The sequence below is a fragment of the Pseudomonas sp. 1L-B-1-E-C1 genome, assembly GCF_057291835.1.
This window is the reverse complement of record NZ_JBXAWN010000003.1, coordinates 144,490-157,525: the sequence shown is the minus strand read 5'-3', so window position 1 is coordinate 157,525 and position 13,036 is coordinate 144,490. Positions and strand designations below refer to the sequence as shown.

The following is a 13,036-nucleotide window of genomic DNA, read 5'->3' as shown; positions in this document are numbered from 1 at the left end:
CCATGCTGATTCCGGTGATTCTGTCCGGCGGTGCCGGCACCCGTTTGTGGCCGGTGTCCCGCGAGGGCCACCCCAAACCATTCATGACCTTGCCCGATGGCGAGTCGTTGCTGGGCAAGACCTACCAGCGCGCGGCAGCCTTGCTCGACGGCTGGGGCGACATCGTCACAGTGACCAATCGCGAGTACTACTTCCAGAGCAAGGATCACTATTGCGCAGCGCAGGTCTCGCGTCATCGCGGACACTTCCTGCTCGAGCCGACCGGGCGCAACACCGCACCGGCGATCACGGCGGCAGCGCTGTCGTTGCAGGCACTGCATGGCGACGACGCGATCATGGTGGTGATGCCGGCCGATCACCTGATCGTCGATCAGGACGCGCTGAAAAGTGCCGTCGAACACGCAGTCAATCTGGCGAAGGATGGCTATCTGGTGACCTTCGGCGTGGTCCCCAACGCACCGGAAACCGGCTTCGGCTATATCGAAACCGGGGCACCCCTGGACGCCAAAGGCGCGGCCAAGGTGCAGCGCTTCGTCGAGAAACCCGATCTGCAGACCGCCACGCATTATCTGGAGAGCGGCAATTTCCTGTGGAATTCGGGGATGTTCTGCTTCACCACCGCTACGCTTATCGCCGAACTGCAACTGCATGCACCCGAGTTGTTGGAGCAGACTCGAGCCTGCATGGCCGTCAGCGCGCCGGTCGAAACGGTTGGCTGCCTGCAACAGGAGTTGTCGCCGACGCTGTTTGCCGAAATCACTGACATCTCCATTGATTACGCATTGATGGAACGCTCGGAAAAAGTCGTCGTGGTACCCGCTGGTTTCGACTGGAGCGACATCGGTTCGTGGAGCGCGGTCGCTGCGCTGATCCCCGCCGATGCCGACAACAATCGCGCCAGCGGCGAAGCGATCTTCATCGACAGCCATAACAACTTCGTGCAAAGCGAAGGCCGGCTGGTGGCGACCGTCGGTGTGGATAACCTGATCATTGTCGACACCGCCGACGCGGTGCTGGTGGCCCATGCCGACCGTGCACAAGACGTACGCCGGGTGGCCAGGCAACTCAAGGACAAGTCCCACGAAGCCTATCGCCTGCATCGTACGGTCAGCCGTCCGTGGGGCACCTACACCGTTCTGGAAGAAGGCCCGCGCTTCAAGATCAAACGCATCGTGGTCAAACCCGGTGGCAAGCTCTCGCTGCAAATGCACCATCACCGCAACGAACACTGGGTGGTGGTCGAAGGCATGGCCAAGGTCACCAACAATGGCTCCGGCACGACACTGGTGGCGAAGAACGAATCGACGTTCATTGCCGCCGGCCACAAACATCGCCTGGAGAACCCCGGGGTGATCGATCTGGTGATCATCGAAGTGCAAAGCGGCGAATACCTGGGCGAGGACGATATCGTTCGCTTCGAAGATCAATACGGCAGGACGGTTTGAATGCTGCTTTCCCTGTACCGCTCGCTGCGCAGCTACCGTGGATTCATCCTCGGCAGCGTGCAGCGAGAGTTTCAAGCGCGGTATCGCAATTCGTTGTTCGGCGCGCTGTGGCCGATCTTCAATCCGCTGTCGATGATCATCGTTTACACGGTGATCTTTTCGCAGATCATGCGCGCGCGCCTGCCGGGTGTGGACGACAGCATGGCCTACAGCGTGTATCTGTGCGCGGGCCTGCTGGCGTGGGGACTGTTTTCGGAAATCACCCTGCGCAGCCAGAACATGTTTCTGGAAAACGCCAACCTGCTGAAGAAAATCAGCTTCCCGAGGATCTGCCTGCCGGTGATCGTGTTGATCAACGCCGCGATCAATTTCGCGATCATCATCAGCCTGTTTCTCGGCTTTCTGCTGATCACCGGGCGCTGGCCGGGCATGGCCTTGCTGGGGCTGATTCCACTGATTGCTCTGCAAATGATGTTCTGCGCCGGGTTGGGCATGGTGCTCGGCGTGTTGAATGTGTTCTTTCGCGACGTCGGTCAGTTATTCGGCATATGCCTGCAATTCTGGTTCTGGCTGACCCCCATCGTGTACCCGATCACCATCCTCCCGGAATGGGTACAGCGCCTGCTGCAACTCAACCCGCTGACCAACCTGTTCAGCAGTTATCAGAACCTGTTTCTTTACGGTCAGTGGCCGGTCTGGAGTTCGCTGTTGCCGATTTTCATCACCGCCGTGGTGTTTTGTCTGATCGGGCTAAGGCTGTTTCGTCAGCGCGTCGGCGAAATGGTGGATGAACTCTGATGGGACATATTCGCGTCACCGGTCTGAGCAAGGCCTATAAGCAATACCCCAACCGTTGGGCCCGCCTGGCCGAGTGGCTGATCCCCTTTGCGCCGATCCGCCATCACCAGCACTGGGTCCTGCAGGATGTCGAATTCGAGATCGCCCCCGGTGAAGCGGTGGGCATCGTTGGCGCCAACGGTGCCGGCAAAAGCACCTTGCTGAAGATGATTACCGGCACCACCCAACCCACCAGCGGCAAGATCGAACTGCAGGGGCGCGTTGCGGCGCTGTTGGAACTGGGCATGGGTTTTCATCCGGACTTCACTGGTCGGCAGAACGCAATCATGGCCGGACAATTGCTGGGCATGCAGCTCGAAGAAATCGAAGCCCTGATGCCCGACATCGAGCACTTCGCCGAAATCGGCGGTGCCATTGACCACCCGGTGCGGACCTATTCCAGCGGCATGCAGATGCGCCTGGCCTTCAGCGTCGCTACGGCGCGGCGCCCGGACATTCTTATCGTCGACGAAGCGCTGTCGGTGGGCGATGCCTATTTCCAGCACAAGAGCTTCGAACGCATCCGTAGCTTCCGCAAATCCGGCACGACCTTGCTGATTGTCTCCCACGACCGCTCGGCCATTCAGTCGATCTGCGATTCGGCGATCCTGCTCAAGGATGGCCGCATGGCCATGCGCGGCAAACCGGAACCGGTGCTCGACTACTACAACGCGCTGATGGCCGAACGCGAAGGGCAAGTCGTGCGCCAGCAAATGCTTGCCGGCGGCGAGGTGCAAACGGTGTCTGGCACCGGCGAAGCGGCGATTCTGAGCGTACGCCTGCTCGATGAGAACGAGCGCAGCATCGATGCCGTCGAAGTCGGCCAACCGGTGGTCCTCGAAGTACAGGTGGAAGTGCGCAAGGACATCGAACGGCTGGTACTGGGCTTTATTCTCAAGGATCGTCTGGGCCAGATGATGTACGGCATCAACACCCACCGCCTGGACAAGGCGTTGACCGACCTGCACGCCGGCGAGCGCATCACCTACCGCTTTGCCTTCGTCATGGGCCTGGGCAAGGGCAATTATTCGGTGTCGCTGAGCCTGTCGCGTCTGGACTCGCATCTGGATCGAAACTTCGAATGGCGTGACTACGGGCTGGTGTTCCACGTGATCAACAACCGCCAGGAAGACTTCGTCGGCTGCGCCTGGCTGGGCGCGAAAACCACGGTCACCCGCGACACCGAGGCCCGGACTGTCGAGCGCGCACCATGACCCGCCTGCTGGTCGAATGTACCCACGTGTTCAAACACCCGACGGTCAATTCGGGTATCCAGCGCGTGGTGCGCAACGTCATCAAGCAACTGCCCGCCAGCGCTGAAGGTGTCGAATGCATGCCGGTGGTCGTGCTCAATGGCGAGCTGTACCGCGTTGTGCGCCTGGCGCCGTTCGATACACCGTTCTGGAACACCCTTGAAACCTTTGGCGAACGCTTGCAGCGCCTTGCTCACCGTTTCTGGCAATGGCATCAGCGCCGCGATGCACAGTGCGCTTCGAAACTGGCGCGTCGGGTGCTTTATGTGGGCTATCGATTGACCCAGTTTGCAGTGTTCGGCTTGCCGATTCGGCTGATCCGGCGAATCAATCGCAGGCAACTGCTTAAACGCTGTTCGCCGCTGCAGCACCAGCCCGGCGATCAACTGGTGCTGCTGGATTCGTCCTGGCATTCGGATTTCTTCGCCCACGTCGAACAGCTCAAACGCGAGGGCGTGGGCGTGATCGCGGTGATCTACGACCTGATTCCCCTGACGCATGCGCAGTTTTACGACACGCGTCTGGTCGAGGTTTTCAACGAATGGTTCGACTGGGTCACCCGCACGGCCGACGGCTACATGGCGATCTCCGCCACGGTGCGTGATCAGGTGCGTGACGAATTGCAGCGCAGAATCGGTGCAGCGCAGACCGACAAGCGCTGGTTCGATTTCTTCCATCTGGGTTCCGAGCTCGATCTGCATCACAGCACAGCAACGGTCGAACCGCGCCTGAAAGAGCTGTTCGCTGCGCCCGAAGCGGTTTTTCTGATGGTCAGCACCATCGAGCCGCGCAAGAACCACGCGTACCTGCTGGACGCCTTCGAACGTGCCTGGACCGCTGGCTCAACGGCACGCTTGTGCATCGCCGGGCGCATTGGCTGGAAATGCGACGCCCTGCTCGCCCGCATCCGCAATCACCCGCAATTGAACCGGCGCCTGTTCATGTTCAACGACCTGAGCGATACCAGCCTGGAATATGCCTACGCCCACGCCAGTGCACTGGTGTTTCCCTCGTTTGTCGAAGGCTTCGGCCTGCCGCTGGTAGAAGCCATGCAGCGTGGCTTGCCAGCGATGGGTAGCGACATCGCCGTGTTTCGCGAGATTGGCGGCGAGTTCATGGCTTATTTCGATCTGCACGATCCGCAGAGCCTCGCCGATCTGATCGAGACGTATCAGCGCAGCGGGCATTTTCCCGCCGCCCGCGATGTCGCCGACTGGCGCTGGATCGGCTGGCGCGAGGCGAGCGAGCAACTGGCGACACGCAGCCTGCACCATGTTCTGCAGGCCCCGCGCCTGCAAGCGAGGCCGCATGCGCATTGCTCTTAACGCCCGCATCCTGCAAGCGCCGCGCACCGGTATCGGCCACTACGTCGCCGAATTGGTCAAAGCCTTGCGCGGCGAACCCGACCTGGACGTGAGCCTGTTTCACGGCTGGGGCTGGAGTTCGGCCCTGCCGGAAGCTGCAGTACCCGGCTATTCGCGCATGACGCCGCTGCTGCGGCAAATTCCCGGGGCTTATCAGGCCCGGCGCTGGCTGGAGCAGAAACGCTTCGATCAGGGGCGTGCGCAAGGAATCGATCTTTATCACGAGCCGAGCCTGTGGCCGCTGGCCTTCGACGGCCCGACCGTGATCACCCTGCATGACCTGACACACCTGCACTTTCCGCAAACCCAGCCGCCGGCGCGTCTGAGGGAGATCGAACGTCGTCTGGCCGCCGGCATGGAGCAGGCGCGGGTAATTCTCACCGACTCACAGGCAATCGCCGACGAGGCGCAGGCATATTTCAATCTTCCTGCGCATCGTTTCGTGGTGGCGCCGTTAGGTGTGGCCGAGCGATTTCGTCCTCGGCAACCCCATGAAATCGACAGTGTGCTCAAGGCTCACGCCGTCCAGGCAGGGGAATATTTGCTCTGTGTCGGCACCCTTGAGCCGCGCAAGAACCTGAGTCTGGCATTGCAGGCCCACGCCCTGCTGCCCGACGCTGTGCGCCAGCGCTTTCCCTTGTTGATTGCGGGAATGGCCGGCTGGCAGCGCGAGCAGTTCAACGAGCCACTGCGCCAGGCGTTGGCGAGCGGCCATGTGTGTCTGCTCGGCTATCTGCCCGATGAGCAATTGGCGCAACTGCTGGCCGGCGCCCGGGCACTGATATTTCCATCGCTGTATGAGGGCTTTGGCTTGCCGGTGCTGGAAGCCATGGCCAGTGGCACGCCGGTGGTGACTACTCGCTCTTCGGCGATGCCGGAGGTGGCTGGCGACGCGGGCAACTATATTGATGCGGACGATGCCGAGGGACTGCGCGATGCGCTGATTCGTCTGATCGACGACCGGCAGCATTGGCAAGCGTGCCGCGACGCAGGATTGCTGCGGGCAAGGCTTTTTTCCTGGAAGCGTTGTGCACAGGCTACGGCCGGTGCCTACCGCCAGGCCATGGGAGGTTGAATGCGCGTTCTTCATTTCTTCAAGACATACCTGCCCGATTCGGTCGGCGGCATCGAACAAGTCATTTTCCAGTTGTGCGAAAGCGGTGCCCAGCATGGCATCGACGCGCAGGTGCTGACCCTCAGCACGGACCCGACACCGCCGATGATGCAGCTGGGCCAGCATGAAGTGCACCGGGCGAAACTGGATATCCAGTTCGCCTCCACCGGGTTTTCCTGGAGTGTGTTCAAGCAGTTCCGCGCGCTGGCTGCCGAGGCCGACGTGATCAACTACCACTTCCCGTGGCCGTTCATGGATCTGGTGCATTTCGCCAGCGCCCTTGATAAACCGACGGTGGTTACCTATCACTCGGACATCATTCGTCAGAAGCATTTGCTCAAGCTGTACCGGCCGCTGATGAACCGCTTCCTCGCCAGCGCCGACCGCATCGTCGCCGCATCGCCGAACTATCTGCACACCAGTGATGTGCTGCAGCAGTTTCAGGACAAGACCCGCGTTATCCCTTACGGCCTGAACAAAGCAGGTTATCCACAGCCCGATGCCGAACGGATGCACCGCTGGCGCAAACAGCTTGGGGATAAGTTCTTTCTCTTCGTGGGAGTCATGCGCTATTACAAGGGTTTGCACATCCTGCTCGACGCACTGAAAGACGTCGATTATCCGGTAGTGATCGTCGGCGCTGGTCCGCTGGAGCAGGAACTGCATGCACAGGCCGCCGCGCTGGGCCTGCGCAATATCCATTTCCTCGGACGCCTGAGTGACGAAGACAAGGTGGCGTTGCTGCAATTGAGCTACGCGATCGTCTTCCCTTCACACCTGCGTTCGGAGGCCTTCGGCATTTCGTTGCTCGAAGGCGCGATGTACGGCAAACCGATGATCTCCAGCGAAATCGGCACCGGTACCAGTTTCATCAATATTCACAATGAAACCGGGTTGGTGGTGCCGCCGAGCAATCCACAAGCGTTCCGCGAAGCCATGCGCACCTTGTGGGAGAACCCGGAGCGTGCCGCCGCCATGGGCGTCAAAGCCGAAGCGCGCTATCGGCAGTTATTCACTGCCGATGAAATGGGCCGCAAGTGGACCGAGTTGTATCAGGAACTGTTGGCGGAGAAGGCGCTGTCCTACGCTTGAACGCGGGACATCACGCCGTCTTCTGCAACCCCGCCACCGTGCGCGGCATCGCGACAAAACCGGGCAAGGCTTCGATTCGCGCCAGCCAGGCGCGAACGTTGGCGTAGTCATCCAGCGAGACATTGCCCTCCGGCGCATGCGCGATGTAGCTGTAGGCAGACACGTCAGCGATGGTTGGCTCATCGCCTGCCAGATAGTCTGTCTTGCCCAACTCCAGCTCCATGACCTTGAGCAGATTATGCGCACGGCCAATGACTTCCTCAGCGTTCAGTTGCGCACCAAACACCGTGATCAAGCGTGCTGCCGCCGGGCCAAAAGCAATCGGCCCCGCCGCTGCCGACAACCAGCGCTGCACCTGCGCGGCACCCACCGGGTCGCTGGGTAGCCAGCGACCGTTGCCATACTTCTGCGCCAGATACACCAGAATCGCATTGGAATCGGCCAGCACTACGCCGTTGTCATCAATCGCCGGCACCTGGCCAAAACTGTTGATCGCCAGGTACTGCGGTTGCTTGTGCTCGCCCTTGGCCAGATCGACGAAGATCAGCTCGGTCGGCAGTTGCAGCAAAGACAGCATCAACTCGACGCGGTGGGCGTGGCCGGAACGGGGGAAATTGTAGAGTTTGATCGCTTGCATGGTCGACTCCGCTGGAAAGTGACGTCGCTACGAGGAAGAGCGCGCCGATGGGGTCATCTTCCACGGATCGGCGAAACTAAAGAATCACCAGACAATGCAATCGATTATTTCACTGGCTGCAATAACACCGCAGCGTTCAAGGCCGGATGCTCGCGCAACGCCTTCACGGCGAAGTCGACAAAGCTGCGGATCCGCGCGGGCGCCTTGCGCCCCCCCTGATACACCACATGGATCGGCAACGGCGGCAGTTCGAACTCGGCAAGGACGATTTCCAGTTCGCCTGCCGCAACCTTGTCCGCCACTTGATACGATAGCACGCGCGTCAGGCCCAGGCCTTTGCGCGCAGCGGTAATAGCCGACTGATTGGCCGTGACCGTCAAGCGCGGTTCGGTGCGCACGCTGAGTGCTTCATCGCCATCGAGAAACGGCCAGTTGCGTTGTTGCCCGATCGCCGATGTCGCCACCACCGGCAGCCCGGCCAACGCCTGTGGATGCTCCGGGCGGCCATGCCTGGCGAGAAAATCCGGCGAGGCGCAGATCACTCGCCGCACTTCGCCGACACGGATCGCATGCTGATTGCTGTCCGGCAGCTCACCGATACGCACTGCGACATCGATACCCTCCTCGACCATGTTGACGACCCGATCCAGCAACAACGCATTGATCGACACATCGGGATAACGGCACAGGTAATCGGCCATGACCGGGGTCACGAACAGATCGCCGAACAACACCGGCGCAGTAATCGTCAACTGCCCGCGCGGCAAGGCGTGGCTGCCTGCCGCCGAATCCTCGGCCTCCTGCACCTCGGCGAGAATGCGCCGGCAGTCATCGCAGTAACGTTGCCCGGCTTCAGTCAGATGCACGGTGCGCGTGGTACGCACGAGCAATTGCGTACCGATGTGCTGTTCCAGCGCCGCCACCGCCCGGGTAACACTCGCCGCCGACAGACCCAGGCGCCGCGACGCCGCCGAAAAGCCTTGCTCCTGGGCGACGACAACGAAAATCTGCATTTCCTGAAAGCGGTCCATGGGATTCCTCGGGGCGGATACGACAATCGCAGCCGAGGCTGCGATTGTGGGAGCGTAGATCAACTGTGGATAACTATTCCACTGTCACCGATTTCGCCAGGTTGCGCGGCTGATCGACGTCAGTGCCCTTGAGCACAGCCACGTAGTACGACAGCAGTTGCAGCGGGATGGTGTAGAGAATCGGCGAGAGAATGTCGTGGATATGCGGCATCTGCACGACGTGAGCGCCCTCCCCGTCGGTCATCGCAGCTTTTACGTCGGCGAACACGATCAGCTCGCCGCCCCGGGCGCGGACTTCCTGCAGGTTGGATTTGAGCTTTTCCAGCAGTTCGTTGTTCGGCGCCACAGTAACCACCGGCATGTCGTTATCCACAAGCGCCAGTGGGCCGTGTTTCAGTTCTCCGGCCGGGTAGGCTTCGGCGTGAATGTAGGAGATTTCCTTGAGCTTCAAGGCACCCTCCATCGCCACCGGGAATTGCGCACCTCGGCCGAGGAACAGGGTGTGGTTTTTCTCAGCGAACAGCTCGGCGATTTTTTCCACGGTGCTGTCCATCGCCAGCGCTTCGCCCAACCGAGTGGGCAGGCGACGCAGCTCTTCGACCAGCGTCGCCTCGACGCCGTTGGCCAAGGTCCCGCGAACCTGGCCCAGCGATAGGGTCAGCAGCAAGAGGCCGACCAGTTGCGTGGTAAAGGCCTTGGTCGAGGCCACGCCGATTTCGCGACCGGCCTGGGTCAGCAGGGTCAGATCGGACTCGCGCACCAGCGAGCTGATACCGACGTTGCAGATCGCCAGGCTGGCGAGGAAACCCAGCTCTTTGGCATTGCGCAGGGCCGCGAGGGTGTCAGCGGTTTCGCCGGATTGCGAGATGGTCACGAAAAGGGTGTCAGGCTGTACCACGACTTTGCGGTAGCGGAATTCGCTGGCGACTTCGACCTGGCACGGAATACCGGCCAGTTCTTCAAGCCAATACCGCGCGACCATGCCGGCGTGATAGCTGGTGCCGCAGGCGACGATCTGCACATTGCGCACTTTGGCAAACAGTTCGGCGGCTTGCGGACCGAAGGCCTCAACCAGCACCTGATTGTTGCCCAGACGACCTTCGAGGGTGCGCTGGACCACGGTCGGTTGCTCGTGGATTTCCTTGAGCATGTAGTGGCGGAACTCGCCCTTGTCGGCGGCTTCGGCACCATCAGTGTACTGCACAGTCTGGCGCTCGACGGCGTTGCCGTTGACGTCCCAGATCTGCACGCTGTCGCGGCGGATCTCAGCGATATCGCCCTCTTCCAGGTACATGAAACGGTCAGTGACCTGACGCAGGGCCAATTGGTCGGAGGCGAGGAAGTTTTCGCCCAGGCCCAGACCGATCACCAGTGGGCTGCCACTGCGCGCGGCGACCAGACGATCCGGCTGCTGCGCATTGATCACCGCCAGACCGTAAGCGCCATGCAGCTCCTTCACCGTAGCCTTGAGTGCGGCCGCCAGGTCCGGTTGTTCCTTGAGCTTGTGCGTCAGCAGATGGGCGATGACCTCGGTGTCGGTGTCCGAGCTGAACGCATAACCCAGTGCTTTCAGTTGTTCGCGCAGGGCTTCGTGGTTCTCGATGATGCCGTTGTGCACCACCGCGATGTCACCGGAAAAATGCGGGTGGGCGTTGCGTTCGCACGGCGCGCCATGGGTGGCCCAACGGGTGTGGGCAATACCGAGACGGCCGGCCAGCGGGTGTTCGGCCAACGCAGTTTCCAGCTCGCTGACCTTGCCTGGACGGCGCATGCGCTCCAGGGTTTCGTCGTTGGTGTAAACCGCCACACCGGCGCTGTCGTAGCCGCGGTATTCGAGGCGCTTCAGGCCTTCGAGGAGGATGGCGGTGATATTACGTTCAGCTACAGCGCCGACAATGCCACACATGGTTATTTCTCCTGACTGACAGCCGCACAGATCAAAGTGATCCCGCGGGCCTGAAGCTGATCACGCGCCTCGACTGGCAGGCGATCATCGGTAATGAGGGTATGGATGCTGCTCCAGGGCAGCTCCAGGTTGGGAATCTTGCGGCCGATCTTGTCGGCCTCGACCATCACGATGACTTCCCGCGCGACATCGGCCATCACCCGGCTAAGGCCAAGCAATTCGTTGAAAGTCGTGGTGCCGCGAATCAGATCGATGCCGTCGGCGCCGATGAACAACTGATCGAAGTCGTAAGAGCGCAGTACCTGCTCGGCGACCTGGCCTTGAAAGGATTCAGAATGCGGATCCCAGGTGCCGCCGGTCATCAGCAGCACCGGCTCATGTTCGAGTTCGCTCAGGGCATTGGCGACGTGCAGGGAGTTGGTCATCACCACCAGCCCCGGTTGCTGGCCCAGTTCGGGAATCATTGCGGCGGTGGTGCTGCCGCTATCGATGATGATGCGTGCGTGTTCGCGAATACGTTGGACCGCCGCGCGGGCGATCGCCTGCTTGTACTTGGAAATACTCTGCGCCGTTTCCGCGACAAGCTCTTGCGGCATGGTGATCGCACCGCCATAGCGACGCAACAATAAACCGTGGGTTTCCAACGCGGCGAGATCCTTGCGAATCGTAACTTCGGAGGTTTCGAAACGCTTGGCCAGCTCATCCACACTGACTTCGCCCTGCTCATTGAGCAAGGCGAGGATGTTATGGCGACGCTGGGGTGTATTGCGCTTGGACATGGCGGCTTAAGTTTCGATTCGAAAGATAACTTGAAGCAATGAAACTCTATCGAAAGGTTGCCGTCAAGACGCGAGGAGAAAAATTCAGAAAGATAGAAGCTGCTGTGGGAGCGAGCCTGCTCGCGAAAGGGGGGATCAGCCACTGAATAAGTCGCTGATCAGCCGTATTCGCGAGCAGGCTCGCTCCCACAGAGATTGTGGATAACTCAGGATTTTTTGATTTTTTCCGGACGCTTCCAGCCATCGATATTCTTCTGCCGCGCACGGCCCACTGCCAATTGAGCGTTATCCACATTCTGGGTAATGGTCGAGCCAGCTGCGGTGGTCGCACCGTTGGAGATATCCACAGGCGCCACCAGCGAATTGTTCGAGCCGATGAACACGTCGGCACCCAACACGGTTTTCCACTTGTTGGCGCCGTCGTAATTGCAGGTGATGGTGCCGGCGCCGATGTTGGTGCGTGCGCCAATCTCGGCATCGCCAAGATAAGTCAGGTGGCCAGCCTTGGCCCCTTCGCCCATGTGCGCATTTTTCAGCTCAACGAAGTTACCCACATGCGCACGTGCCTCGAGCACAGTACCCGGGCGCAATCGCGCGAAAGGACCGGCGTCGCTGCCTTCACCGAGAACGGCGCCTTCGATATGACTGTTGGCCTTGATCACCACGCCTTTGCGCAGGGTGCTGTCCTTGATCACGCAGTTCGGGCCGATCTCTACGTCGTCTTCGATGACCACCTTGCCCTCAAGGATCACGTTGATATCGATCAGTACATCGCGCCCCACGGTAACTTCGCCGCGCACATCGAAACGCGCCGGATCACGCAGGGTTACGCCTTGGGCCATCAGGCGACGTCCGGCACGCGACTGGTAATGACGCTCGAGTTCGGCCAATTGCTTGCGATCATTGGCGCCCTGCACTTCCATCGGATCATGGGGTTGTTCGGTGGCAACCACCAGACCATCGCTGACCGCCATTTCGATCACGTCGGTGAGGTAGTACTCGCCCTGCGCGTTGTTGTTGGACAGGCGACTCATCCAGTCCGCCAGACGATTGGCCGGAACGGCGAGAATGCCGGTGTTGCCTTCGGTGATCGCGCGTTGCGCTTCGCTGGCGTCTTTGTGCTCGACGATCGCAGCAACCTTGCCGTCGGTATCGCGGACAATGCGGCCATAACCGGTCGGGTCAGACAGCTCTACGGTGAGCAGGCCCATTTGTCCCGGCACGACATGCTTGAGCAGACGCTGCAGGGTTTCGACTTCGATCAGTGGCACGTCACCGTAAAGGATCAGCACGGTGTCGGCATCGATGAACGGCACGGCCTGAGCGGTGGCGTGGCCGGTGCCCAGTTGCTTGTTCTGCAGCACGAAATTCAGATCGTCGGCCGCCAGGCGCTCACGCACCACTTCAGCGCCGTGACCGATCACCACATGAATGCGCTGGGGATCAAGTTGCCGGGCGCTGTGGATAACATGACCGAGCATGGAGTTGCCGGCAATCGGGTGCAGGACCTTGGGCAGCGCCGAGCGCATGCGAGTGCCTTGACCGGCCGCGAGGATAACGATTTCGAGAGACATGACT

11 protein-coding genes are annotated in these 13,036 nt (G+C 60.6%); 6 read left to right on the top strand and 5 right to left on the bottom strand.

Translation table 11 applies throughout. The features are described 5' to 3' along the window. The first annotated feature begins 2 nt into the window (after positions 1–2). Genes AC0Z4S_RS07000 through AC0Z4S_RS06975 form a run of 6 tightly spaced genes read left to right on the top strand, consistent with a single transcriptional unit; the run spans position 3 to position 7,105 of the window. Complete coding sequence (locus AC0Z4S_RS07000; protein WP_253497422.1) at positions 3–1,445, top strand: mannose-1-phosphate guanylyltransferase/mannose-6-phosphate isomerase; 1,443 nt, start codon at positions 3–5, stop codon at positions 1,443–1,445. Next, positions 1,446–2,243 carry an ABC transporter permease gene (locus tag AC0Z4S_RS06995; protein WP_471878913.1) on the top strand — a complete coding sequence of 266 codons (798 nt, stop codon included), beginning with the start codon at positions 1,446–1,448 and terminating at the stop codon, positions 2,241–2,243. It begins immediately after the preceding gene. Further along, positions 2,243–3,496 (top strand): ABC transporter ATP-binding protein, encoded by a 1,254-nt coding sequence (locus AC0Z4S_RS06990; RefSeq protein WP_485622517.1) that lies wholly within the window; start codon positions 2,243–2,245, stop codon positions 3,494–3,496. Before AC0Z4S_RS06995 ends, AC0Z4S_RS06990 begins: the two co-directional genes overlap by 1 nt. Further along, positions 3,493–4,860, top strand: a complete 1,368-nt coding sequence (locus AC0Z4S_RS06985; RefSeq protein ID WP_485622516.1) for a glycosyltransferase family 4 protein — start codon at positions 3,493–3,495, stop codon at positions 4,858–4,860. The genes AC0Z4S_RS06990 and AC0Z4S_RS06985 overlap by 4 nt, the downstream gene beginning before the upstream one ends. Further along, positions 4,844–5,974 (top strand): glycosyltransferase family 4 protein, encoded by a 1,131-nt coding sequence (locus AC0Z4S_RS06980; protein ID WP_485622515.1) that lies wholly within the window; start codon positions 4,844–4,846, stop codon positions 5,972–5,974. Before AC0Z4S_RS06985 ends, AC0Z4S_RS06980 begins: the two co-directional genes overlap by 17 nt. Continuing rightward, positions 5,975–7,105, top strand: a complete 1,131-nt coding sequence (locus tag AC0Z4S_RS06975; protein WP_485622514.1) for a glycosyltransferase family 4 protein — start codon at positions 5,975–5,977, stop codon at positions 7,103–7,105. It abuts the gene before it with no gap. A 10-nt stretch (positions 7,106–7,115) separates the two neighbouring features. Here the strand turns inward: AC0Z4S_RS06975 and AC0Z4S_RS06970 are convergent, their stop codons facing one another. The 5 genes from AC0Z4S_RS06970 to glmU form a co-directional block, all read right to left on the bottom strand. Further along, positions 7,116–7,742 (bottom strand): glutathione S-transferase family protein, encoded by a 627-nt coding sequence (locus AC0Z4S_RS06970; protein WP_485622513.1) that lies wholly within the window; start codon positions 7,740–7,742, stop codon positions 7,116–7,118. Positions 7,743–7,846: 104 nt separating this feature from the next. Next, positions 7,847–8,773, bottom strand: coding sequence for a LysR family transcriptional regulator (locus AC0Z4S_RS06965; protein ID WP_485622512.1), 927 nt, complete (start codon positions 8,771–8,773; stop codon positions 7,847–7,849). A 73-nt stretch (positions 8,774–8,846) separates the two neighbouring features. Then, positions 8,847–10,679, bottom strand: coding sequence for a glutamine--fructose-6-phosphate transaminase (isomerizing) (gene glmS, locus AC0Z4S_RS06960; RefSeq protein WP_485622511.1), 1,833 nt, complete (start codon positions 10,677–10,679; stop codon positions 8,847–8,849). Positions 10,680–10,681: 2 nt separating this feature from the next. Further along, positions 10,682–11,458 carry a DeoR/GlpR family DNA-binding transcription regulator gene (locus tag AC0Z4S_RS06955; RefSeq protein ID WP_485622510.1) on the bottom strand — a complete coding sequence of 259 codons (777 nt, stop codon included), beginning with the start codon at positions 11,456–11,458 and terminating at the stop codon, positions 10,682–10,684. A 206-nt stretch (positions 11,459–11,664) separates the two neighbouring features. Next, positions 11,665–13,032, bottom strand: coding sequence for a bifunctional UDP-N-acetylglucosamine diphosphorylase/glucosamine-1-phosphate N-acetyltransferase GlmU (gene glmU, locus AC0Z4S_RS06950; RefSeq protein WP_485622509.1), 1,368 nt, complete (start codon positions 13,030–13,032; stop codon positions 11,665–11,667). Between the last annotated feature and the right edge of the window lie 4 nt (positions 13,033–13,036).

Excerpts from the sequence above, each read along its gene's own strand:
- AC0Z4S_RS07000 (WP_253497422.1), top strand. The coding sequence starts at position 3 with ATGCTGATTCCGGTGATTCTGTCCGGCGGTGCCGGCACCCGTTTGTGG.
- glmS (WP_485622511.1), bottom strand. The coding sequence starts at position 10,679 with ATGTGTGGCATTGTCGGCGCTGTAGCTGAACGTAATATCACCGCCATC.
- AC0Z4S_RS06995 (WP_471878913.1), top strand. The coding sequence starts at position 1,446 with ATGCTGCTTTCCCTGTACCGCTCGCTGCGCAGCTACCGTGGATTCATC.
- glmU (WP_485622509.1), bottom strand. The coding sequence starts at position 13,032 with ATGTCTCTCGAAATCGTTATCCTCGCGGCCGGTCAAGGCACTCGCATG.
- AC0Z4S_RS06985 (WP_485622516.1), top strand. The coding sequence starts at position 3,493 with ATGACCCGCCTGCTGGTCGAATGTACCCACGTGTTCAAACACCCGACG.
- AC0Z4S_RS06955 (WP_485622510.1), bottom strand. The coding sequence starts at position 11,458 with ATGTCCAAGCGCAATACACCCCAGCGTCGCCATAACATCCTCGCCTTG.
- AC0Z4S_RS06975 (WP_485622514.1), top strand. The coding sequence starts at position 5,975 with ATGCGCGTTCTTCATTTCTTCAAGACATACCTGCCCGATTCGGTCGGC.
- AC0Z4S_RS06965 (WP_485622512.1), bottom strand. The coding sequence starts at position 8,773 with ATGGACCGCTTTCAGGAAATGCAGATTTTCGTTGTCGTCGCCCAGGAG.
- AC0Z4S_RS06970 (WP_485622513.1), bottom strand. The coding sequence starts at position 7,742 with ATGCAAGCGATCAAACTCTACAATTTCCCCCGTTCCGGCCACGCCCAC.
- AC0Z4S_RS06990 (WP_485622517.1), top strand. The coding sequence starts at position 2,243 with ATGGGACATATTCGCGTCACCGGTCTGAGCAAGGCCTATAAGCAATAC.
- AC0Z4S_RS06980 (WP_485622515.1), top strand. The coding sequence starts at position 4,844 with ATGCGCATTGCTCTTAACGCCCGCATCCTGCAAGCGCCGCGCACCGGT.